The following is a 23,994-nucleotide window of genomic DNA, read 5'->3' as shown; positions in this document are numbered from 1 at the left end:
AGGCTGACAAAATTTGATTGCCAGCCTTTTGGTTACAGTGAGTTAATACTGTTCAATCAAATAGCGAATCAAATCAGTGGTGGTCACCAACCCTTTCAAATTGCCATCTTCACCCACAACGGGTACAGCATGAAAGCCTTTTTCCACCAAAAGTTCAGCAACCTCTCGTATCGTCGTTTCCTCAGAAACGACTTCAGGATTGGGCGTCATGGCCTGTTCAACGTTGACAGACTGGTAAATTGCCTGATTTTGAGCCAAATCTTCTTTCGCGATCCCATAGGTCACGCGCATCAAATCTGTCAGACTGACAATACCAACCACGTCCTTTCCACTGACAACGGGAATATGGCGAATCTGCTGCTGTTCAAAAATTTCTTTGACTTCCCATAATGTTTGCTTGGGGTGAACAGTAAACAGACCTGCAGACATAATATGTCCAATGGATTCACGTTTTTTCATAGGACGCTCCTTGATTTCTTGATACTTGAAGTCTAACAGGCCTCAAATCAAGCTTTTTTGCCCCAAGTCAACCTGAAGATTGATGTATATCAAGCCCTTTAGTTGGGATTCCCTAAAAGCAGGCGAGCTCCCTGCTTAAACTCCAAATGCAAAGGTTTATAATAGCGGGGAGCTCCGGGATGAATACTTGAAATTAAGAAACGATGTTGATCTGGCACAGGGTGCAAAACAAAACCTTCTCCCAAATAAAGCCCAATATGCTGACCATAAAGATAGAGATCTCCAGGCTTAAGTTGCTCTGAATCCCGGATGGAGAGAGTCAAGGGTAAAAACTGACGGGGCTTACGCGGCAAAAGAACCCCAAACTGTTTAAAAATATGTTGTATCAACGCGCCATCATCACAACCTTTAATCGTGGTACCCCCCTCTAAATAGGGGGTTTTGAGCCAATAACGCGCCTCAGCAACAAGCTCTTCGGGCAAAAAAGGTTGGCTGGGAATAAACAAACGAAGCGCGGATTTCGCCAAATAAGCAGGGCGAATCCCTTCCGCACCAGGCGCCAAGACTTCATACACATTTTCTCCCGCCCGAATCAAAGGCAAACGCGTACCTGCCAATACGCTGAGCAAGGGCTGTGTTAAAGCTTCATCCTGGTAAAGTTGGGTTTCTGGCTGGCGAATCATAACAGAATCCAAGCCCACCAACTCATCGTATTTCTGCTCCGGCACGGGCAAAACTTCAGGATAGGCAACCCAGCTGATATAGCGATCAGAAACCGATTGAACCAAAGCCCAATCTCCCTGCGTTTTTAATATCCGCAGGAGAGTACCAAAAAGCAATTGGGTTTTCAAAGGGGATGCTGGATTCGGTTCAGCAAAGCCATCCAACCAGGGCGTGCGCACCCAGGCATAGGGCGTGCTGATCTGTCGAAAAGGAAAAAGCTCCACCTGGTCTACCAAAGGAAGATGAAACTGATGAAATCCCGCTAAAAGCAATAATTTTTGCTCAACATCGCCTACTTTTCCGCGCAAAATGAGTTTTCCTTTTTCAAGAAAAGCGTCTACCTCAAAATAACTCATTTCAGCATCTGAGCTGCTGCGCTCACGCACCAATTGGAGCGCGGTATTCAATTGTTCGCGGGTAGGAACTCCTTGATAGGTTGCGGCCTGCAGGCACAGGGCCAGAAGCCCTGTGCCCAGCCATTTAATAAGCTTTGGCAAATAAAACCTCGTAGCGGGCAGGCTCACCAGAGAAGAGGCAAACCCCCGGATCTTCGGGTTGTTCAAAGGGAATGCAACGGATAGTCGCTTTGGTTTCTTCCTTGATGCGGGCTTCCACCTCTGCACTGCCATTCCAACCTGCTCTGACCCAGCCTTTTTCAGCCGCGATAAGCTCTTTAAACTCTTCGTAGTTTGCAACCGTAAAAATATGCGCATCGCGAAAAGCTTTGGCTTTGTCATAAATGGCCTGTTGAATCGTCTCAAGCAATTGGGGAATGCTCTCCGTCAGACCGGCCATGGGCAAGGGTGTTTTTTCACCTGTATCACGACGTGCGACCATCACCTGCTGGCTGTCGACATCACGGGGGCCAATTTCAATCCGCAGGGGTACGCCCAGCAATTCATATTCGGCAAACTTCCAGCCAGGTTTTTGCTTGTTATCGTCGTCCAATTTGACAGCAACTCCCTGGGCGGCCAAATCACGCCGAATTTGATCTGCTGCCTCAAGCACACGGGCCCATTCTTCTTCACTGCGGGCAATCGGCACGATCGCCACTTGGATACTGGCCATGCGGGGAGGCAGAACCAAGCCCTTGTCATCACTGTGAGCCATAATCAGGGCGCCAATTAAACGGGTGCTTACCCCCCAACTGGTTGAATAGGGGGCCTTCAATTCGCCATCGCGATCCTGAAAGCGCACTTCAAAGGCCTTGGCAAAATTTTGGCCCAGATTATGAGAGGTTCCTGCCTGTAAGGCTTTGCAATCCTGCATCATCGCTTCAATACAATAGGTAGTCACTGCTCCGGCAAATTTTTCAGCCTCTGTTTTGCGTCCTTTGATCACGGGCAGGGCCATATGCTCTTCGGCAAAGCTGGCGTAGACATTGAGCATTTTCATGGTTTCTTCTTCAGCTTCTTCGGCTGTGGCATGCGCGGTATGCCCTTCCTGCCAGAGAAACTCGGTTGTACGTAAAAACAAACGGGTACGCATTTCCCAACGCACCACATTGGCCCATTGATTGATCAGCAAAGGCAGATCACGGTATGACTGGATCCAATTTTTATACATGCTCCAGATAATCGTTTCAGAAGTGGGACGCACCACCAGAGGTTCTTCCAAGAGTTTTCCTCCCCCATGGGTGACCACAGCGGTTTCAGGTGCAAATCCTTCCACATGTTCGGCTTCTTTCTTCAAAAAGCTCTCAGGAATAAACATCGGGAAATAGGCATTGACATGCCCTGTCTCTTTGAACATCTTATCCAAAGCAGCCTGCATTTTTTCCCAAATTGCGTATCCATTGGGGCGAATCACCATACAGCCTTTCACAGGCGCATAGTCAGCCAATTTGGCATGATTGATAATATCCAGATACCACTTGGAGTAATCCTGAGCACGGGGTGTAATTTTGGCCATGATTCGAGTCCTTTATCTTAACTAGGGTTAACCTTGTCCATGATACCTGAAACCAAAGGCATCAGGGGAGAAAGTACCCGATAGACGAACGAAAATCAGGGAATACTCACCAATTCAATCTCAAAGATGAGAGTTGAATCAGGCGGAATAATACCCACCGTAGCACTGCCATAGGCCAGATGGGGTGGGATTGTCAAACGACGCTTGCCACCAGCCTGCATACCGATTAAGCCCTGCTCCCAGCCTTTAATGACCTGATTGGCTCCGACCGTAAAGCTGAAAGGCTGACCACGGGTATACGAGTTATCAAATTCGGTGCCATTGGTCAAGGTGCCAATATAATTCACAGTGACAGCATTGCCTGTGGCAACAGCAGGCCCCGTTCCAACCACCAAATCTTGAACCAGCAACGGAGGCAGAATACTTGTAAAGCCCCCTTGATAGGCCCCGGCATCAGGTGGAGAGGTGCGCGCTACACCCAGGATATCGGCGGCAGGCATACCTGCCGCCAAGCCAGCTCCCAAAGCAGGACTGGTATCCGAAAGACGCATTCCATCATCTGAAGTCAGATACACATCATCGGGGCCATCCATATCTAGAAAATTGACAAAATAGGGATCCGCCAGTTGATTCCCAGAACCTGTCGCCATTGACAGGTCACTGACAATTGAATTGCTGACGCTTAACTGACTGTCTGTCGACTTATTAATAGGTTTGGTTTTATAGGGGTTCCAGACAATACTGCTGATCACCGAAGGCCTTCCCACATAATCAGCATAGATTTCAGACCCCGTATTATTGGCTGAATTATTGTACATGGTGACGTGGCGGATGACTGGCGCAGCCTGAGAGCTGACATAAATCCCCCCCCCAGTCACAGAGGCAAAATTATTGGAAAGCATCGTATTCGTTAAAGTGGGAGCCGAGTTACTGCGAATCGCAATTCCGCCCCCGTTACGAGCCGTATTATCGGTCAAAACCAAACGGTTCATTTGAGCGATGCCAGCAGAAGCCTTGTAGAGGTAAATCCCCCCCCCATAATAGGTGGCAATATTTCCCTTAAAAACAGACTCTTGCAGATTGATTATTGAATTATTATAGGCATAAAGGCCAGCACCATTATCTGCTTTGTTGTTTACAAAGGTGAAACCCGTGATGCTAGGAGAAGAAGCATCTACATTGTAAATCCCGCCCCCAATCGCCGCACGGTTATTTTCAAAACGGCCCTGATTGAGCGTGGGAGAAGCTCCATTGCGGTTACAAAGCCCGCCCCCAAAATATTGGGCTGTATTCGAAGTAAAACTTACATTGGTAAATACGGGAGAAGCTCCCTCATTAAAAACCCCTCCACCATGCTTGGCAGAGTTGAAGGCGATGGTGCTATTACTCACACTGGGAACTGAACCTGGAGCATTATAGATAGCGCCTCCAGCCTGCCGGGCAAAACAACCATTCATTGCCACATTGCTCAGTTGAGGTGAGGCCCCCTCAGAATTATAAATTCCGCCGCCCAAATAATTGGCTCGGTCTTCTAAAAATCTCACTTTGTTGAGAATGGGGGAGGTGCCTTTATTATAAAGCCCGCCGCCACGATCGTGCGGAGCCACACCATCGGCATTGCCACCGGCAATCGTCAAGCCATCTAATGTGACATTATTGGCCCCAATGACAATATGGTATGAGTTTTCTACCATATCGCTGAAATTAGCATCACTGTAATCGTCATTTCGAGCCAAATCGCCACTTAAAACGGTTTCATGCAAATCGAGATTGCGCTGACTGGGATCCGTTTCAGTTCCGACAAAGCCCCCATAAATCGTGGTTCCTGCCTGAAGCAAAAAAGACTTATTGCGATCACCTGTCGGCGTAGGCAAGTAAACACCTTCGGTAACCCAGACCTGATCACCCGCCTGAGCAATATAAACTGCTGTATCCAAACGGTTCATGGCAGAAGCCCAAGAACTGCCATCTCCACCTGCCGCTGCAGCATTGACATAAAGCGTGCGTGGGCCACCCGCATAGGATTGTAAAGTAAAGGTGTCGGCAGAATAAGCGGGTCCACCAGGATTGCTCACGGTCAAAATACCTGAACTGAAACCATTGGGCACCTGAGCTGTAATTTGAGTATCGCTATCTACGTTAAAGGAAAAGGCTTCAATCCCTGCAAACTTCACAGAGGTCGCGCCCGTAAAACCAGAACCCGTAATCACGACAGGATCCAATACTGCCCCTGTTGTCGTGCTTAAAGCTGCAATCACAGGTGGGGCCACAGCAGGTGTGGGGCTTGCCACAGGAGCTGCTGAAATATCTCCCCCCGTAGAAGTCAATGTTGCGCCACTGAGTTGCGCCTGAACCTGGGGACAAGCAGGAAGCGTCGTTGAGGTGGCGCCCGTTGACTTCAGCTGCACCGTCACCGTCGTGCCCGCCTGAGCAGTAACGTCAATATTATAATCAACAAAGCCCAATTCAGCGCCTTGGCTATCACGGAATGTGGTTTGACCAGTGGTCGTGCCCACAGGCAGATCATTCAGGGTATAATTCAGCCCCAAGGTATCGGCTGCCAATTGTTGAACCGTATTGGAAAAAGTCAGGAGCGTTTGGGTTCCTTGATCCTGAATCTGAATACCCGCCTGACTCAGATTGGTCTGGGCCTGGGCAGAGAGTGTGCCTGGCACCGTCAGAACGGTCTGAACAGAAGTCAATGCCTGCTGACAAGCTGCCACATCCGTAATCTGCTTGATTCTAAAACTGCCCAAAAGTGCGGGATCCAGCTTAAAGGACAGGCGAACTGCGCGCGGAGGCAACGGAGCAACGGGAGTAACTGGAGCAACCGGTGTTTGAGTCGAAGAAGAGGAAGGCAGAATAACAGGAAGGACAGATGGCTGAATTTTAGAGGCAACGGTAGGAGCCCCAGAAGGGGCACAGGCCGCTACGGTCAGACTGAGCAGGGTACTTCCCGCCAAGAAACGAGAATACCCTTTTACTGTTTTGCGTATCGATTTCCGCATGTTCAACTCCCGGCTGCGCAAGGTCTATTCTGAATTGTATCAGGATTAGGGTGCGAAAAGGGAATCTTCATTCTCTTGAAGCCTACTCTGGGCTGCGTCATAATGAATATTCAGCGTCTATTCGCTAAAAAACAGAACTTCAAAGAGGCAAGATGAGCGAGAACGAACTCCCCTCCCACTTTATTCAGGACATTATCAATGCTGATCTGGCCAGCGGAAAACATCAAACCGTGATTACACGTTTTCCACCAGAACCCAACGGTTATTTGCATATCGGACATGCCAAGTCCATCTGGCTGAATTTTGGTTTGGCGCAAAAAAATGGCGGCCGCTGCCATCTGCGTTTTGATGATACCAATCCCGCCAAGGAAGAAGTAGAGTATGTAGAATCCATTCAGAAAGATATCCGTTGGCTGGGATATGATTGGGATTCTCATCTCTATTTTGCTTCAGATTATTTTCAAAAACTCTATGAATTCGCTGTCGATCTGATTCGTTCTGGCAAAGCCTACGTCGATGATTTGACCCCAGAACAAATCAGAGAATACCGGGGAACCCTGACAGAGCCGGGTAAAAACAGCCCTTGGCGGGAACGCCCTGTGGAAGAAAGCCTTGATTTATTCGAGCGTATGAAAGCCGGTGAGTTTGAAGAAGGCAGCCGAATTCTACGTGCCAAAATTGATATGACACACCCCAATATGAATCTGCGTGACCCAGCCATTTACCGCATCAAAAAAACGCATCATCACCGCACCGGCGATGATTGGTATATTTACCCCATGTACGATTTCGCCCATGGGCTCTCTGATGCGCTTGAAGGCATCACCCATTCGATCTGCACCCTCGAATTTGAAGATCATCGCCCACTTTATGACTGGTTTCTGGATCAATTGGATGTGCCCTGCCATCCACAACAGATTGAATTTGCGCGTTTGAACATCACCCGTACGATTATGAGCAAACGCTATCTGCTGCGCCTGGTTCAGGAAAATCATGTCAGTGGTTGGGATGACCCCCGTATGCCCACCCTGTCTGGCATGCGTCGGCGGGGCTTTCCACCGGAAGCCATTCGCACCCTGTGTGAGCGGGCTGGGGTCGCCAAAAGTAACAGCATGGTCGATATTGCCATGCTCGAATCTTTTGTAAGAGAAGCCTTGAACCAAACCTCGCTGCGGCGGATGGTGGTGATGGATCCCGTAAAGGTGGTACTCACCAACTATCCCGAAGGCCAGGTTGAAACCTTTGAAGCTGAAAACAACCCTGAAAACCCAGAAGCAGGCACACGCCCGATTCAGTTTTCACGTGAACTTTATATCGAGCGTACGGATTTTATGGAAGATCCTCCCAAAAAATTCTTCCGCCTCGCGCCCGGACAGGAAGTCAGACTGAAACACGCCTACTATATTACCTGTCAGGAAGTGATCAAAGACGCGCAGGGACAGATTACCGAACTGCGCTGCACCTATGCACCTGATAGCCGGGGGGGCTGGACAGAAGATGGCCGCAAAGTCAAAGGCACGCTGCACTGGGTCAATGCCCAGGATGCGATTGAGGCCGAAGTGCGCCTTTACGACTATCTTTTCAAAGAAAACCCTGATTCTGACGCCGATTTTGCAGATCAGCTCAACCCCGATTCCTTGAAAGTGGTTTCGGCACTGGTTGAGCCTGCGCTGAAATCAGCCCAGGCAGGCCAACAGTTTCAATTCCTGCGCACCGGTTATTTTTGCCTGGACAGTGACTCCAGCGAAACAAAACTGGTCTTCAACCGCACGATTGGCTTGGTGGATAGCTGGGCCAAAATGCAGAAAAATCAAGGCTCCCCAAGCTAAATACACTGCATAAAAACACCCCTGGATTCTGAGAGTAGAATCCGGGGGTATTGAGAGCTTGACGCGGATTATTCTTCCCAGCGCTGCGAAACAGGCCCGCCGTCGCCAGTCTTGCGTAAAATCACCTGGTAACCCTGGTGCAGCAATTGATAAAACCCCTGATAACAGGCCAGAAAACTGTCAATCGCCAAAGCCGGATTCCAGGCCGGATCTTGAAAACGCCGATAGCCATAATCATCACAGCAGAGCAAACCTTCTGGCTTTAACAAACGCCAGGCCAAAACCAGATCGCTGAGCACATAACGCGCACGATGTGATCCATCCAGATAAATCAGGTCGTAGGATTCAGCTGGTAAACCGGGCAAAGCGACTTCAGAACTTGCCTTGATTTTTATCAGACGGGCTGGGCTTTTTTGCAATGCCAAAGCCGTATTGCTGTCAAAGCGGGCTTCTGCCCAGGCCAGCATGACCTCTGGTTCAAACTCAATCATTTCAGGAGTCACCTGCCAGGGGTCAATACAGGTTAAAGCAGCTTCTGGCCCCGTTAAGACCTGCTCAAGAAACCAAACCGCTGAACGCCCCTCAAAACTGCCAATTTCGAGAATCTTTAAACCTGTTTGACCTGCCAAGGGCAGAATCCAGGGTTCCAACTCAGACAGGTAGGGACTGAACCAGTCGTAGTGAAAAAGATAAGTCATGGGGTGTTTTCAGATATTTGAAAAGTGTGAAGGCTTTTTCCGGCCAGCACAAAGCCACTCCCCACCAATAAAGCGGCAAGGGCTTGAACAGCCACCACTGAATACCCTGTGGGCAGGTCGAGATAATAGGAGCCCAGCAAAGCTGCCAAATTGAGTAAAATGCCCAAGCCCCAGGCCCACAAGAGCGTAAAGCGAGAGCCCCCAAAGAAATAGAGAGAAATCAAAGCCGGACCAATCAACAAGACAAAAACCACCAAGACTCCCGCCATTTTCACAGAACTGGTGACTGTAGCCGCAAAACTCAGGAAAAAAATCAATTCCCGTAAACGTCCCTGCAGTTTGCGGGTGAAATAGAGAAGGGAACCTAAACCCGCATAGATCAAGGCTGTTTTACCAACTTCAACCAAAGGCGTAAATAAAATATCATAGGCCATCAGGTTTTGGATCTCTTCCATGCCATGGGGGGATTTGGCCAAAAGCAAGAAAACGCCAGCTATCGCAGAGGCGTACATCAGCCCAATCATCGGTTCGGCCTGGTGACCACTGCGGCGTGAAAGCGCGCCAATCAAAAGCCCTCCTGCCAAAGCAAAGCCCAGTGAAACCGGATACATGAATTTTCCATCCCACAGAACAAGGGTCAGTGCGCTGCCAAAGGCTGCCCACTGGCCAATCGCAAGATCTGTAAAAATAATCCCCCTGCGGATAATTTCCAAGCCGAAATAGGAGTGAATCCCCAACAAAACCACAGAAACCAGAAAAGCGGGCAGCAAAAGCTCGATCATGGCACCAACCGGGTCACCAGCGTATCATAAAACGAAAACAGATCCCGGGCCTCAGGAACCGCTCCTACATCATGCGGCAAAGTCACAAGACGCAAGCCTGTTTTCTCTGAAACAAAACGGGAAGGATCTTCTGGATTGTAAACCCCCCGCAAATTCAAGCTGATTTTTTCGCCTTTGACCAAGAGCACGGTTTCCTGCATATAGGCCGGGCTGGGCGGAATGCCCGGCAAGGGTTCAATCGTTTTGAACAAAATCAAGCCATAGCGCTGCAGCAAATAATCGTGAAGGCGGTGATACTCCAATACTTTTTGCCCCTTGAGCCGCGCGAGTTTCTGATCCCAAACTTTCAGTTGGGATTTCCAGCGCTTGAGAAACTGATCGCGATTGGATTGAAAAACAGAGCAGGAGGAGGGCTCCATTTGGCAAAGTTTATCTGAAATAGCTTTGGCCAAGGGGGGAATATTGTGAGGATCGGTAATAAAATGGGGGTTTCCCTGCGGATGTACGTCTCCCATGGCACGGGATACACTTTGCGGTTTTTGAATCAAGTGTACAAAATTGGAAAGCTCCAGAAAACCGGGTTGTCCGGGTTGAATCTTGGCGTTATTGGCCTGTCTTAGCAAAGGCGGCAACCAACCAATTTCCAACTGCGCTCCGTTGATTATCAATAGATCGGCTTTGCGCAAACGGGCAATCAGAGAAGGGCGTGCCACCACAAAATGCGGATCCCAATCGCCACGTGCCAAGGCATTCGTTTGCAGTTGATTTTTGCCAATCTCTTTGACCAATTCAGAAATATAGGGATAGGCAGTCACCACTTCCAGACGCGCAAAAGCAGGTGCAGACAAACTTAGAAAAGCAAAAACTGTAAAAACACAGCGTTTGAACATGAAATAAGGAACTCCTTTAAAAATTGTGAGCACCGTGGGCTCCCATCGACAGGTTCAGCTGCAAAAAAAGCTCATGAACAGGGGTCGCTACGCCCGCAGCCAAACGACTCTGGTCTAAATTATACTCAAGTCGCAGACGCGAAAACTCGCTGGGATGAAATTCAAGCATCGCGGCATAGCGCGGCAAAAGGGTCGGCCCTGCCGTCAAACTCTGATTTTGCCAAGTCTGATTCTGGGTGATCAAATCCAGGCGGGCTCCCGCCCGCCATTGCCAAGCAAAGCGCCAAACCAGCTCAGAATACAGACCCGACTGTTCTTTGCGCAAGGTATAGGCCTGCCCCCCTTGCTCCTGTTGGCCGTCTAAAGAACGGTGCAAAAACTCTGTTTGCCAAAGTACTTCACGATAGGAATCCTGAAACCATCGCAGGGTTAGATCTGCACCATAGACACGGGCTCCTCCCGCAAAATTGCCGAGGGCAGAGGGGTTTGAAGATTCGACGGCAGCCTGGCGTGCCCCCCCTTGTGCCAGAGAAAGCCCTCCCAAAACAACAAACTGCTCGCCCAAATCCACAGAGCCTTTGGCATAGGCCACCAACAAATTGGGCAGGTTATTTTCAGCGATTTGGGTTTGTCCCAAATGGACTTCTGACGTACCAAAACTTTCACTGTTATTGCCCTGTAAAGCTTCTATGCCCAGATTCAAAAAAAAGTCAAGGGGAGCCACCCAATTCACTTGCAATCCCATTTCATTCAAGCCCTCGGAACCGAAAAGGCCGTCATAAACCAAGGGCCGCTTTGCGAAATTCCAAAAATGCTCGTGTTGATTGTTGAGTCGGCCAAAATGGCTGAGGAACTTCCCCCCCTTCAACTGAAAATTGCCAGGCAGCCCTCGGGTAGAAAAATAAGCCTCCTCTATCTCAAAACCCTCTGGTTGAAGATGAAAAGAGGCAAAAGCATCAAAAAAAGGATCAATCGGAGCCTGCAAGCTCAACTCGGCATAATTGAAGTTCAGGCCATTCTGACTGCCCATACCATGTTCAGAAGGCAGTCCCTGTAAACTGAATGGAGAAACAAGTCCAGAAGCATCCTGATTGGAGAGCGAACGCCCGCCCGCCGAAGAATCTAAAATCAGGGAGATATTCGGAACAAAGATTTGCTGATTAAAAGGCGAACTCAAAAGACTTTGCGACTGAAGCGTGTTTAGATCCGTCTCAGGAGCCGGATTTTCAAAACCAGACTCTTCTTCAGAGGGCTCCTCTTCAGAAGGTTGATCTATCAAAGTCGAATCAGAATCTTGAGCAGACTGCGTTTCAGCTTCTGAATTTTCTGTTTCTGCAGCGACAGGAGAAATCAGACAGAAAAAACTAGCCAAAACCAAAACTGTTTTTGAAAACGGCTGTAATTTAAAGCTCATTTTAAAATATATTTTCCACTTACAGACTTTAAGTTTAATGCAAGTCACTTGCATTAAGAAATTATATCACAGAAATAAATTGATAATAAACCATTATAAAATGGGTGATTATTATTTTTGAAAATAATTCTATTTTCAATTTAATTGTATTTAAATTCAAGCATCTGAAACGCTCAAATTCTTTCCAATAAAAAGATCACAAATTCAGATCCACATGGTAATGAGGCTCTAAAGTTCAGGGTTTGTGTTTAGTTTTGGATCTGTAGTATGATGTTATTAAGTTCTAAAGATTTGAATATCAGGCTAGGAGTGGCATTTGAACTATGGCGGTTACACGAATCCAGCGTAACAGTACGAATCCTCAGACAACTGAGACCAATGCCCGTGAGCATACAACCTCAAAGACATCGGGCAATGGAGATGCCACCCCCGCAAAAACCCAGTTTGATAATCCTGTCGCCAAAAACGAACTGGTCAAGGGCAATCAAGGTGGCACACAAGAGTCGACCCCTTCTGGTCAGACCAATGTTTATAAAAGTGAACAAGCCACCCGTCACCAATTGGATGTCAAACCTCCCGGTGAAGAATCAGCCCAGTTCAAGGGAGATCATTACAACCCTTCTTCTACCATTACCCGTGGCAAAGAAACCGATACCAACCAGGGCGATGATCGTGAACACAAAGTCAAACGCAAGAATGAGCGTGATCGTGACGAAGAGGATGCGGAAAATGAAGGTGGTGGAGAACGCAAACGGCGTCGGCCCCGCCAACCTGGCGCAAAACGCAGTGGCGGAGGAAATATTCCCGGTGCTGGTGCCGGTGTCCCTGCTGTGGTCAGCGGTGGGGGCGGGGGCGTTTCATCCTTAAGCGCTCCCAGTGCCTCAGATGGTCGCCGGGTTAACTTGGGAACCATGAAAGGCGCAACCGTACTGGATGGACAATCTCAGGATCTTTTCCAACCCAGTACCTCAACCCAATCGACCGCAGCGAAAGCGCAAGAACGCAGTATTCGTGAGCAGATTTCAATGTACAGTCTGGGGGCTGTCGGTGCCGCCGTATTCACGGCTGTCGCAGCCAATGCCGATCCCAATGGAGACAATGGCATGGGCGGCAATATGCAAAAAGTGCTCTTGAATCAATCGATCGAGGCCATGGCTGAAGCCCCCGATATTCTTTCTGCCCAATACCGTGAAATTGTACGGGAAATTGTGCAAGGCACTCTGCAGGCCGCCAAGGAAAACGATATTCAAACCCAGGCCGCGATCAAAATGCTGGTCACCAGCCTGATGGCGGTTTCACCCCATGATGACGATCCCAAAATGATGTGTGAAGCCCTGAAAGTTATTTCCTCTGAAATTCTCTATGGCAAGCTGAATGTCGGCTACTCGATGAAATTGGCGGCTTATGCACTCGGGGGCGCGCTGTTCATGCTCTCGATCTATTATAAGAACTATCAGAAACGCGTAGACTATACCAAACAACTCGAGCAAAAGCTGAAATATGCCTGCAACGATGGTATTTGGGAAGCGACAGGCGAAGTAACGGGCTATTCTGAAGAACATGCCCGCTCCAATACCGATCGCTTTGTGGCGGGTCGTATTGAAGAAGAAAAAGAATTTCAGCGCAATATGTTCAAAGGCATTCTCTTGCTTCCACTTAAAAAGATGGAAAACGTACCCTTTGTGCGCAAACTTTTATCAAGATTCCAAAAAGGGAGTATCTAGATGTCGGCAGATTCGGGTGAAGAAAAGCTGGAGCAAGCTTCTCCCTCACATGAAGAAGCCCCTTCCCCCACATCAACACTCTTTCTGGAAGGAGAGATCCGTGTCAAAGCAAGCATGTCAATGCTCTTCTCTGATATTCTCAGTCAAGAGCTTTCGGCATCTATTGCCGCACCCGACTCCATTTCTGTTTTACAAAAATATTTGCGTAACAAGCCCCTTGATCAACTCAATCCCAGCGAGTTAAAACCCTTTCTAGAAAATATTCCTGCTCCCATTGCAGATGTCATCAAAGAAGCTGTTTTTTGCAGTGGTGCCGCGATCAAACGCATGCAATGCAAATATCCAATCAATATCGGGGACCGTTTTATTTTTCGTGGCTCTGGCCTGATGGCCGATCTCGAACTTCTTGATGGCAAAGTGGTCTCTATCCAACCCTTGAAAAAACGTTAGCGTTGGCATGAACCAGCCCTCTTTGCCGCTGCAGCAGGAGCGCAGCCCCCTCGCTGCAGCTGAAAATCCAAGTTTTCAACAGGTGATTCAGCAACTGAAATCTGAAGATCTTGAACAATTGAATGCCGCCGTTCAACAACTTTTGGAATGGGGCACAGAAATTACCCCCCTTCTGATTGAGAATCTGGTATCTATCGATGAAGAAATCCGAAAAAACGTGGCCTGGGTCTTGGGCTATCTGCGTGACCCGGCAGCCATAGAAGCCCTTTTTCGTTCCTTGGTGCATGAACACAGCACCGAAGTAAAACTGAGCGCAGCCTGGGCCTTGCGTAATTTTTCAGCAACGGAAATCTATCCCCATATTTTTACAAAGCTCCCTCCGCCCCGCAATTTAGACGATGTGATCGCCTATCTGGATAGCAAAAGCTGGAAGGCCCGCTGGTACAGCTCCGTTTTGCTCTCAAAGCAAAAAGTGGAGGATTGTTTACCCCAACTGATCAAACTGGCCGAATCAGATGAAAATTTGATTGTGCGCTGCAGCGCAATTCTGACCCTTGCCAGTTATCCGGGACAGGAAAGTGCAGAATGCCTGTGTAATTTACTCAGTGATATCAACGACTTCATCAAAATTGAAGCCGCGACTGTTTTGGCGCTTAAAAACTACCAAGCGGCCATTCCCTATCTGCTCAAACAACTCCAGGCTTTTAATGAGAATGTGCGTGTCAGCGTGATTGCTGCCTTGGGAGCCCTGGGTGACAACAGTGTGATTGGGCCACTCTGCCAGGCTTTGCAAGACCCTGCAGACTTGGTTCGCATCAATGCTGCCATGGCGCTTCTGGATATTTCACAACGCCTCAGAAGGCCGCATCAGCAAATGGTGAAATATCTCTTAAAAGCCCTCAAAGACAAAAATACCTACGTGGTACGCAATGTCGCGCGTACACTGGGCATGGTCGGCAATGAAGAAGCCGTCACGGCGATCATCACCATGCTCAAGCAGGAGCAAAGTGCTGCGGTAACAGCCAATCTCACCCTGGCGCTGGGTCTACTGCAAGACCACCGCTCGCTCAAAATTCTGACACGGCTCTTACGTCACAATCAGTGGGAGGTGCGCTTTGAAGCCGCCAAAGCGTTGGGCAACCTTCAAGACCCCAAAGCCTATGGCCCCCTGATTCAAGCACTCAAAGATTCCTCTTTATTGGTCAGGGAGCAGGTGATATTCGCCCTGGGCAGGCTGGGCAATCGCAAAGCCATCGTTCATCTTGAAAAGCTCAAACTCCAACACCCCTATGGAACCGTCAACAAAGCAATTGGCATGGCCCTTGAACGTTTGCTGGAAGCCTAAAAAAACAAAGAACCCGGCCACAAAAGCGACCGGGTTCTTTATCTCAATCTAGATTACTGGTATTTAGCTTCCTGCTGATGCACAATTTCATCCAGAATCGGGCTGTAATGTGCCTCGTCTTTCTGAATCATCTTGCTCAGCACCAGATGGGCAAAACGTGGGATATCCGTACGGTGAAGCCCAACAGGGGACACAATATGGTAAAGCACGCTGTCAGGGAAAATAAACAGAGAATCGTCTTCAATTGTTGCCAATTGTTCGGGATCATCAATTTCCAGATTGCGGTAATCTCCCTGAAAAACAACCACGCGACCACATAAGCCTGACTGGCCCTGAACTTCAACAGAGCAGAGTTTGATATCTGGCATTGAATAAACAGAAGAAAGCGAATCTCCCATTTTCACAACAATATAATCTCCTGAGGGAGCCTTATACATTTTGATCTGGTTGGGGTCTCCACCATAGGTTTGAAGGTCGGCCTTCATTTCATTGATCATCTCTTCAAAGACCTTAAAGAGATAGCTCACTGCATGACGATGATATTCTGTAAGTTTCTGTTTTTCACGCAGTCGATCGCGTAGAATGAGTGCGAGTTCTTTAGTTTCCTGGCTCATAATACCCCTAATTGTCCTGAATGCTTATTGGTATAATTGTCGGTTCTTTGCCTTTGGGCTTGCGCATGGTACGAGAGCGAAAGGGATTGGGTAAATCCTGAAAGGTTTCACGGACACTGCCGCCCAAAACCTCACTCCGTTTTGCGACTTCTTCAGTTTCATCCAAAGCAGCACGGGCCACTTGTCCTATTCCCTGAATCAGTTCCGCACAAAGTTCAACGCCATCCTGGATACTTTCTTTCAAAAGCAGTTTGCCAGTATGCCGAAAATCCTGATGCTGTTCTTCGAATTTGTGAAACAGAAGATTGATTTGTTGCCCCAGTTCTTCGCCACGCTTAATAATGCGCGAAGTTTGCTCAAGCGCATCAATCACCAGATCCGCTCCCTGGTGCAAACTTTGACGGATCGTTGTCTCAATTTCACGTTGAAAAGGCTCAAAAAGCTGAGAAGAATAGGTTGAACCTGCAGAAGAAGCTTGCTTTTGCATCGTCATAGAAAAACCCTTTGTGGTTAGTCACCGGAACATTCCTCATCTTAACATAGACCTCCCCTCTTCACATACCCCGAAGCGACGGGTCTGAAACACAAACTCAAAACTGAAACAGGCCTACTTGCAACTGCCAGGCAGAACCCTTTGGCTGGCGCTCAGAAATTTCTGGTAAAGGGGCAGATTTTTCTGAACGGTTCAGATCTTTTTCAAGTTGTAAACCATAGGCGTCAAAGATATTCCAGATATACAGCGTTAAACTGCCCAACAAAGCGGCCAAAATAAAAAAGGGCGTGGCTTGTTGTAAATCACTGCCATTCCATCCCGGAAGATTGAGCGCTTGCAAACTGGCCATGCTCAAGGTAGCCAAAACCCAAGGCGCAATCAGAGTTCCAGCCATAAATCCCCAGCCACGCAAAGGCTCGCCCAAAAAAAGCTGGCCTGCGCCAGGTAAAAAAAACGAGGCACTCCAACAGGCCTCGCCACAAAAGGGGGCTTCAAGAGCCGGCGTTTCAGAAAGGGGCAAGAGCGCCAAACGATCCTGGGGTTCTAGAACATAGCGTTGTGGGGCGTGAAACTCCAACGCATACAAAGGCAAAGAAAAACACTGCCACCCCAAAACACAGGTCAGTAAGAGCGTAAAGAAACGCAACATCAATAGAGCACCTTCCAGGCCTGCCCCGCCCCAGGCGGAACAGTATTCAAGGCTTCAAAATGAATATCGGGCACAGAAACCGCAGCGCGTACAGATTCTGTGATCAGAATTTCGCCAGCTTTGGCGATATCTTCCCCTAATTTAGAAGAGGCATTGACCTCTGTGCCAAAAACATCAGCGTCACCAATTTTCAGTACAGGCCCATAGCCCAGCCCCACACAGAGCAAAACCTGTTCGACCTCTGGCAAACCGGCATTGTATTCTGTCAGCGCATGCTGCATGGCCAAGGCGCATTCCAAAGCTTTTTGCGGACGCTTAAAAATAACCAAGAGACTGTCACCTTCCTGCTTCAGCAAAATACCATCATAGGCATCAATACAGGGGATGAGCAGACGTTGAGATTCAAAGATGGTCTGTAAAAAATGAATAATGCCAAACTCATTCACGCGGCGCGAAAAACCCGCCAAATCGGTGAACATCACCGCCCAGGTCTCGCCAAAAAGATCCCAAATACGCTCATCCAAAGCCTGTTTATCTGTGCCAGGCTGAAGCCGTGCCTCAATCAATTTTTCAAGGCGGTCCTGAGAAGCTTGAGATTGAATGCGAAGTGAATAAGGCATGTAAACTCCCCCTTGGACAAGGACACAATAGATCTTCAAGTGAATAAAAGCAAGATCGATTGTAACATGCTTTGAATGGCGCTGCTTGGTCTGAACCCTGCTTAGCGAGGCAAAACACCGGAGGCGAAGGTGCCTTGTTTTAACTGCGCTTCCACTCCCGCCAACTCTTGTTCAAAGCAAACAAAATCGGCTGAATTCGTATTGCGCAGATCATAACGAAGCGCATAATAGCGTTCAGTCAAAGGCACGAGCGATTCCGCCAAAACCGACTGCATGCGAGCCAAAGCCGCCACCCGTTCTCGGGGTGTGAGAGCCAAATCGGTTTCAATTCCCAGAAGCCGCTCCCATTCAGAAAGATGGTTTAAATAACGTTCAATCAAGGCTTTGCGGATTTTTTCCTGGGCATAAGCAGGAATCCAAAGTGGCGACACAGCACGCCGGGCCCAACGACTCCAGAGAAACACGCCCACCAAGATCAACCCAATCAAAAGCACCACACCTGTAATCAACACAGACAGTGAAAAACTTTTGAAAAGCAAACCCAATAACTGAAGGCCTCCCCCTAAAAGCCCCACTAAAAAAGCCGTCACTGCGCCCAAGGCATTTTTCAAGCCCTGGGGCAAAAGAGCGGCAAAGAATTTCGCCAATTGGGAGGCATTGTTTTCCTGATACACCGTAGGTTGCGCACGATAAGCCAAATAACCTGGGGTCGCATCAAAAGAAACCCAGCCCTGATAAGGAAAATAAATTTCTGTCCACCCATGCGCATCACTGCTGCGCACCTCAAAATAGCCAGTAATCGGATTGTACGTTCCTGCGGTATAACCGGTCACCAAACGGGCGGGCAGCCCCAAAGAGCGCGCCATCAGAGTCAAGGAAGAGGCAAAATGTTCACAATAGCCCGCCTTTTGCTGAAAAAGAAAATAATCTACTGTATCCACATTTTCTGGAAACTCAGGGATATCCAGGCGATAGGGATAGTTTTGTTTTAAATAGGCTTCCAAATCACGAACGGCTGCATAGGGCCCCTGACTGTGACGGGTGATTTGACGGGCCAAAGCCTTCGTTCGTGGCGAGAAATTCTCAGGCACCCGATAATAAACGGGATCCTGGGGTTGTTTAGACAGTTGCTCCCAGCTGAGCTGTCGCAATTTCTGCTCACTGAAAACAGGAATTTCAGAGATCACGGTATAGGCCGTGCCTTCAAAAAGCTCAATCGGGCTTCGTAAACTGGCGTATTCATCGCGCAAAACATAGGTCGTTGGGAAATAAATAAACTCAGCATAAGGAGCATGAAAGATCAGATTGCTCTGGTCTTTTTCAATATAAAAGGTTTGAATCAAACGCTCGCGCGGTACAATATTTTGTTTTAAATTGCGTGTTTCCCGTATCCAAATCGGGGATTGACTGTTCTCAAGACGCGACAGTTTCATCGGCCAGGTCATGCTCCAGGCCTGGCCATCGTATACGTCAAAGGCCATTCCCCGCCAATAATTTGGCCGATTGCTTCTCACCCGCATCACGATTTCATCGGAGAGTTTACCGCGATAGTTCAAATCAAGTTCGGTACTGAAACCATAATAGGCCATGGGGTCGAAGCCATTTTGCTTGCGGTTTTTTGCACGGTTTTGATTTTTGGAGCCTGTTTGTGCTCCCTTGTTATAGGCCTTGTTTTTAATTTCCCCCTGAAAAACTGGCAAATTCTTAATCTGAAGTGAAACAGGAAAACTTTGAAACTTCAAACCTTCGTAGCGGGGCATAAAAACATAAGCCAGCAAAGCCCCTGCCAAAGACAAACCCATAACAGGCAAAAGCAGCCGTGCTCCCAGCACGGGTTTCGGCCAGGGCACCTGTTGGCTAGAAAGATGACTGGCAAAAAGGCTGCTCAGCGCAAAAAGGGCATAGGGCATGAGAAAATAGCTGAAACTGCCATCCCGGCTGAGAGTTGCCGCCACACTGATCAAAATCAAAGCAACCCAAAGCGAATAAAACAGATCTTTACGCCGTGGAAGGTCAAAACTATGCAAAACCTGTAACCAGATCAAGAGATGTGCCAGCGGAATTCGGGCATCAAAGATATTTTGCGAAATTTCAAGCATAAAATTCGCAAGCGCGACCATCATCAGTAAAGCCAAGATCAGCTTGATCCACCAATTTTTTGCCCTGCGGCGATGCCAACTCAACCAGGAACCTAAAAAAGTCACCAAAAGAGCAGTCAAACTGAGCGAGCCAGGACTCATGGCACAATAGGTCGTTGCAAAGATCGCAACGGCGACAGTCAAAAAGACAAGCAAACGGGGAAGCAGAGCATCTTCTACTTCTCGCGGCCTGTAACCATCCTGTTGAAAAAAGAGTTTAAACATGAGAATTTTCTTCGCTCATCATAGTATAGAGTACAGGCAAAATTCAATTCCCAGAGCTGACAAGATAGGGATCAAGTTAAGTTATAATACATTGCAGGCAGGTATTCTGCAGACCTGAAGCATCACCCCCCTTGCCTTATCAATCTAAACAACGGCTCACGCCGGAAATGGCCCGATATGTCTGAAAAAAAGCGACCCACAACCGATGAATTATATACACGCTCCCAATGGAGCGATAATATGTCGTTTAGCCGCGAAGCCATTCATGAGAGCCAAAAGAAAAACACCAAACAATTGTCTGCGCCCAAGGGTGAAACCCCAGAAAAACCGAGCACAGCACAACTGCCTGCCCCACCTCCCTTGCCAGGAATACCTTCTGCAAGTCAGAGCAAAATTGCGCCGCCCCCGATCGCAACTCCCGCAGCAACAACAGCGGCCTCGCCCCCCAAACCCTCAGCGACCACAGCCAAAGCAAGTGCAGGCAAACGCAATAGCCAAAGCCCCAATCACCTCGACCATTATGTCTCTGAAATGAATCAGGAAATCAACCGGGTCTCTGATGTTGTTGGCAACAGCCTCGACAGCTTGGGCGATCGCATTTCTGACGCTTTTCGCCGTTTGTTTGAACCCATCGCCCAAACCCTGATGGGCTTGGCTGAAGCTTTCGCGCAAACCCTGCATAAACTTACAGTGGGGTTGGTAAAAGCCATTCTTCAGGAATTTACCTTTGTCTTGCGTACCCTGACAGATAAAATACTGGGCGGAAAACGTGTGGCACAGGCCCCCACTTTCACAGAACCCGCAAGAGGCACAGCCCAACTCAGTGCAGTTGCAGAAGAAGACGACAGCAAAATTCCCAGTTTTCGCAGTGGTTTTGGCACCTTGGTTGAATTGCGCGTCTTCTTTTCAACCATCCACAACCGTCCTTTCTTAACTGAAAAAGATATCCGGGATTTTCGTCCAGGCAATAAACGCCTGGAATATGAATGGATGACGCGTGCAATCGAAGAAATCCGCAACTGCGCCCCCTATGGTCAAAAACTGCCAGCTCCCCCCAAAGGCACCTATATGGGGATTCCGATGCAGGATGTTCTGCGCAATATTACCTATTCTGATCTTGAAAGCTTTCTGGTTTTCGTCAGCAACCGACCCCAACCTTTCCAACAAAAGCCGTTAAAACTTTCCGAGGCATATGCAACATGGGCACACAAAGGCGCTCCCGACCATTAATTAAAACTTATTTTTTACTGACATTTCTGATAACACCCGCTCTCTTTGCCGCAGATAGTCGTGATTTAGAACAAAAAGCTTATCAAGCCTATACCCGCCGCAATTATCCCGAAGCAATTCGGCATTACCAGGCCCTGCAAAAGCTAAGACCCATGGATGCCGAGATCTGGTATAACCTGGGCGTGGTTTATCACTATAATAAACAGCCCCAACAAGCCATTACTGCCTATCGGCAGGCCATTGAGCTCAAAACAGATTATTTTGACGCCTATAATAATTTAGGCGTGGTCTATATCGAAACCAAATCCTGGGATCGGGCCATTGAAGTCTATCGTTTTATCGTGCGCCAACGCACCGAAGATCCCGACGTCTGGTTCAACCTCGGCGTCTGTTACGCACAATCCAATATGCCAGAAAAGGCCATGGATGCATTTCGCAAGGTACTCGCTTTGCAGCCTGGCCATCCAGGCGCACAACAACAGCTCAAACAGTTAGAAAAAAAATATCCACGCCTTTCTCCCGCCAACCTTGAAAAGCAAGACAGTGCCCACTCTACAGAAGCGCTGCGCTTGTATGAAACAGGGAATCAATTCAAAGCGCAGAAAAAATGGAAAGAAGCGATTCAAGCCTATCAAAAATCTGTGCAATACGATCCCCGCCTCAGTGAAGCCCATTATCAACTGGGCTGGATTTTTAACCAAACAGGCAATCACCATGCCGCCCTCGCCGCACTGGTTCAAGCCGTTGCTTTGGTTCCCACCCATGTCAGCGCACACCACCAGATGGCGATCAGTTACGAACGCCTGGGGCAGCACGGCAAGGCCCTTGAAATACTGAATAACCTGCTCATGATCCGCTCTGACTACGCACCCGCACTTTATGATTTGGGCCGTCTCTACGAAGAAAGCAATCAACCTGAGCAGGCCATCCGTGTCTTCGAACAATTGGGCAAACAGGACAAAAGCTATTCAGACACACTCTATCATCTGGGCAAACTTCACCTGCAGCAAAACAATCCTGATCTGGCCGAAGCCTATTTTCATGAAAGTACCCGCCTCAAACCCAATCTGGTCACCGCCTGGATCCAATTGGGAAAAATGGCCTGGCAAACAGGCCAAACCGAAAAAGCACAGGAATACTTTAACCAGGCGCTTAAGTATTCGCCGCAAAACCCAGAATTACATTACACCCTGGCCAGCATGTATTTTCAGAGCAGCGGGAGTGAGTCTCAAACCCGCAGCATGACCTACCTCAACCAGGCTCTGAATATCAACCCCACCTATACCGACGCGCTGGCTCTGCGGGGCGTGCTGCACTACAACGCGCAACGTTATCCCCAGGCCATTCAGGACTTTCAAAATGCCTTGCGCCAAGACAGTCAAAGGGCCGACCTACAGCGCAATCTGGGACTGGCACAGGTCAAAACAGGGCAGGCGCAAGCCGCGATTCAAGCCTTTGAAAGCTATCTGAAACTCGAACCCAACGCCACGGATCGGGTCACTATCCAAAAACTGGTTCAGGAATTGAAACTCGTTCTGCAAAAGAAATCTTCGCGTTGAGCACATCCACCTTGCTCAAGGCTGAAAATCTGAGTTTTCGCGTTGCCGAAAAACAATTGCTGAACCCACTCCATTTGGAAATCAAAGCGGGAACGGTCACGGTATTGGTTGGGCCCAATGGGGCAGGAAAATCGACACTGCTCAAACTTCTAGCGGGTGTATTAAAGCCCAGTACCGGTCAAGTCAGGCTTTCGGAAAAACCTCTCGCAGACTGGTCGGCTCAAGAACGGGCCCGCCACCTGGCAGTCATGAACCCCCGTGAGCCCTTGCCCTCTTTTCCGCTCACCCTGCGGGAATATGTCAGCCTGGGTCGCAGCCCCTATCAAGACTGGCTGGGAAGAATGCGCCCCCAGGATCTTGAATGTCTGGGGAGTGCACTGCAAGACTGCGGATTGGTTCGGTTTCAAAACCGGGATATTCGCTCGCTCAGCAGTGGAGAATGGCAAAAAGTGCAATTGGCACGCGCTTTGGCTCAAGCCCCTCAAGTTTTACTGCTCGATGAGCCGACTTCGCATCTGGATATTCAGGCAGAGGTCGAAGTCATGCATCTTTTACGCACCCTCAGCCAAACCGGTCTTGGCATTTTTGTGATTTTACATGATTTGAATTTAGCTGCCCATTTCAGTGATCAACTGCTTTTGCTGCATCAGGGCCAACTTGAAGCCCAAGGGCCTGCAAATACAGTATTAAGACCTGAAGTGCTTGAAAGAATTTACGGCCCCTATTGGGAGGTTGAACCGGGCAAAGCGGGCAAGCCACTGCTTCGCCCCCACTATGAAGGCCAAGAAAGTGCTTCCTGGAGAAAGGAACTCTGAGTCAGATTTCTGCGTCCTCAAAAAAACCAGCCACTTCAGCCAGCGAGGAGTTTTGCAATGCGTCAACGTTTTCAGCCTGTTTCTTCGGTTTTAGCCCTGAGTTTACTCTTCGGGCTCAGTGCCTGCAATAACCAGACCGTCACCGCCAATCCCGTGATTGTGGTGCAGCAGGCCCAGCCCACCCCTGCGCCCGTCCTTCTGAGCGGCCCGTTTGCCGTCTTGGGCGGCGCCCCTCTAGACCCCACCATTGGCCGCTTTTGCAGTGGGCAAACCGTTGAAGGCGAACAGGGCTATGCCCGTGAAACCGCTCAGGAATACCGCCTGCTGACTGAGAAACTGCTGAATTTAAAGGGCTATTATACGGGCCCCTCCCCGATTCAAGGCCCAGGCAATATCTTTGGGGCCCCTACACCAGTAC

21 protein-coding genes (1 of these 21 only partly in view) are annotated in these 23,994 nt (G+C 48.7%); 8 read left to right on the top strand and 13 right to left on the bottom strand.

The window, feature by feature from the left end:
* Nucleotides 1-42: 42 nt before the first annotated feature.
* The 4 genes from COW20_14705 to COW20_14690 form a co-directional block, all read right to left on the bottom strand.
* Nucleotides 43-459, bottom strand: coding sequence for a CBS domain-containing protein (locus COW20_14705; GenBank protein ID PIW46864.1), 417 nt, complete (start codon nt 457-459; stop codon nt 43-45).
* Between the two features lie 98 nt (nt 460-557).
* A complete protein-coding gene (locus COW20_14700; protein PIW46863.1) occupies nt 558-1,679 on the bottom strand; it encodes a hypothetical protein in 1,122 nt (373 codons plus the stop codon).
* Nucleotides 1,663-3,096, bottom strand: a complete 1,434-nt coding sequence (locus COW20_14695; GenBank protein ID PIW46862.1) for a proline--tRNA ligase — start codon at nt 3,094-3,096, stop codon at nt 1,663-1,665. The genes COW20_14700 and COW20_14695 overlap by 17 nt, the downstream gene beginning before the upstream one ends.
* Nucleotides 3,097-3,188: 92 nt before the next feature.
* On the bottom strand, nt 3,189-3,743 hold the full coding sequence (locus COW20_14690; protein ID PIW46883.1) for a peptidylprolyl isomerase: 555 nt from the start codon (nt 3,741-3,743) through the stop codon (nt 3,189-3,191).
* 2,510 nt (nt 3,744-6,253) lie between these two features.
* On the opposite strand from COW20_14690, the gene COW20_14685 reads away from it, so the two are divergent.
* Nucleotides 6,254-7,930 (top strand): glutamine--tRNA ligase, encoded by a 1,677-nt coding sequence (locus COW20_14685; protein ID PIW46861.1) that lies wholly within the window; start codon nt 6,254-6,256, stop codon nt 7,928-7,930.
* 68 nt (nt 7,931-7,998) lie between these two features.
* On the opposite strand, the gene COW20_14680 is transcribed toward COW20_14685, so the two are convergent.
* From COW20_14680 to COW20_14665, 4 genes are read right to left on the bottom strand one after another with little or no spacing between them, the layout of a single operon-like run.
* Nucleotides 7,999-8,628 (bottom strand): hypothetical protein, encoded by a 630-nt coding sequence (locus COW20_14680; protein PIW46860.1) that lies wholly within the window; start codon nt 8,626-8,628, stop codon nt 7,999-8,001.
* Nucleotides 8,625-9,410 (bottom strand): metal ABC transporter permease, encoded by a 786-nt coding sequence (locus COW20_14675; GenBank protein ID PIW46859.1) that lies wholly within the window; start codon nt 9,408-9,410, stop codon nt 8,625-8,627. Before COW20_14675 ends, COW20_14680 begins: the two co-directional genes overlap by 4 nt.
* Nucleotides 9,407-10,300 carry an adhesin gene (locus COW20_14670; GenBank protein ID PIW46858.1) on the bottom strand — a complete coding sequence of 298 codons (894 nt, stop codon included), beginning with the start codon at nt 10,298-10,300 and terminating at the stop codon, nt 9,407-9,409. The genes COW20_14675 and COW20_14670 overlap by 4 nt, the downstream gene beginning before the upstream one ends.
* Before the next feature lie 16 nt (nt 10,301-10,316).
* On the bottom strand, nt 10,317-11,714 hold the full coding sequence (locus COW20_14665) for a hypothetical protein (protein PIW46857.1): 1,398 nt from the start codon (nt 11,712-11,714) through the stop codon (nt 10,317-10,319).
* A gap of 323 nt (nt 11,715-12,037) precedes the next feature.
* Here COW20_14665 and COW20_14660 point away from each other — a divergent pair, with 323 nt between their 5' ends.
* The 3 genes from COW20_14660 to COW20_14650 are packed head-to-tail and all read left to right on the top strand — an operon-like array spanning nt 12,038 to nt 15,233.
* On the top strand, nt 12,038-13,438 hold the full coding sequence (locus tag COW20_14660) for a hypothetical protein (protein PIW46856.1): 1,401 nt from the start codon (nt 12,038-12,040) through the stop codon (nt 13,436-13,438).
* Nucleotides 13,439-13,888, top strand: a complete 450-nt coding sequence (locus COW20_14655; protein ID PIW46855.1) for a hypothetical protein — start codon at nt 13,439-13,441, stop codon at nt 13,886-13,888. It begins immediately after the preceding gene.
* 7 nt (nt 13,889-13,895) lie between these two features.
* Nucleotides 13,896-15,233 carry a hypothetical protein gene (locus COW20_14650; GenBank protein PIW46854.1) on the top strand — a complete coding sequence of 446 codons (1,338 nt, stop codon included), beginning with the start codon at nt 13,896-13,898 and terminating at the stop codon, nt 15,231-15,233.
* A gap of 53 nt (nt 15,234-15,286) precedes the next feature.
* On the opposite strand, the gene COW20_14645 is transcribed toward COW20_14650, so the two are convergent.
* From COW20_14645 to COW20_14625, 5 genes are all read right to left on the bottom strand, one after another.
* The gene (locus COW20_14645) at nt 15,287-15,847 is read right to left on the bottom strand and encodes a hypothetical protein (GenBank protein PIW46853.1); all 561 of its coding nucleotides are present in this window, start codon (nt 15,845-15,847) and stop codon (nt 15,287-15,289) included.
* A 7-nt stretch (nt 15,848-15,854) separates the two neighbouring features.
* The gene (locus COW20_14640; protein PIW46852.1) at nt 15,855-16,340 is read right to left on the bottom strand and encodes a hypothetical protein; all 486 of its coding nucleotides are present in this window, start codon (nt 16,338-16,340) and stop codon (nt 15,855-15,857) included.
* A 97-nt stretch (nt 16,341-16,437) separates the two neighbouring features.
* Entirely contained in the window at nt 16,438-16,989 is a 552-nt protein-coding gene (locus tag COW20_14635) for a hypothetical protein (GenBank protein PIW46851.1), read from the bottom strand.
* Nucleotides 16,989-17,609, bottom strand: coding sequence for an adenylate cyclase (locus COW20_14630; protein PIW46850.1), 621 nt, complete (start codon nt 17,607-17,609; stop codon nt 16,989-16,991). The genes COW20_14635 and COW20_14630 overlap by 1 nt, the downstream gene beginning before the upstream one ends.
* A gap of 101 nt (nt 17,610-17,710) precedes the next feature.
* Nucleotides 17,711-19,972, bottom strand: a complete 2,262-nt coding sequence (locus tag COW20_14625) for a hypothetical protein (protein ID PIW46849.1) — start codon at nt 19,970-19,972, stop codon at nt 17,711-17,713.
* Between the two features lie 240 nt (nt 19,973-20,212).
* Here COW20_14625 and COW20_14620 point away from each other — a divergent pair, with 240 nt between their 5' ends.
* The 4 genes in view from COW20_14620 to COW20_14605 are tightly spaced (at most 57 nt apart) and all read left to right on the top strand, a layout consistent with a single transcriptional unit that may run on beyond the window.
* The gene (locus tag COW20_14620; protein ID PIW46848.1) at nt 20,213-21,202 is read left to right on the top strand and encodes a hypothetical protein; all 990 of its coding nucleotides are present in this window, start codon (nt 20,213-20,215) and stop codon (nt 21,200-21,202) included.
* Nucleotides 21,172-22,761 carry a hypothetical protein gene (locus COW20_14615; protein PIW46847.1) on the top strand — a complete coding sequence of 530 codons (1,590 nt, stop codon included), beginning with the start codon at nt 21,172-21,174 and terminating at the stop codon, nt 22,759-22,761. Before COW20_14620 ends, COW20_14615 begins: the two co-directional genes overlap by 31 nt.
* Entirely contained in the window at nt 22,725-23,576 is an 852-nt protein-coding gene (locus COW20_14610; GenBank protein ID PIW46846.1) for a hypothetical protein, read from the top strand. Before COW20_14615 ends, COW20_14610 begins: the two co-directional genes overlap by 37 nt.
* 57 nt (nt 23,577-23,633) lie before the next feature.
* Nucleotides 23,634-23,994 carry the beginning of a hypothetical protein gene (locus tag COW20_14605; protein PIW46845.1) on the top strand. 2,210 nt of this gene lie beyond the right edge of the window, so the window shows 361 of its 2,571 coding nt (coding positions 1-361); its start codon is at nt 23,634-23,636; its stop codon lies off the right edge, out of view.

Source organism: bacterium (Candidatus Blackallbacteria) CG13_big_fil_rev_8_21_14_2_50_49_14 (assembly GCA_002783405.1).
Taxonomy (GTDB): domain Bacteria; phylum Cyanobacteriota; class Sericytochromatia; order UBA7694; family UBA7694.
Note: the sequence above shows the minus strand (reverse complement) of the source record. Positions and strands in the feature narration are given on the sequence as shown.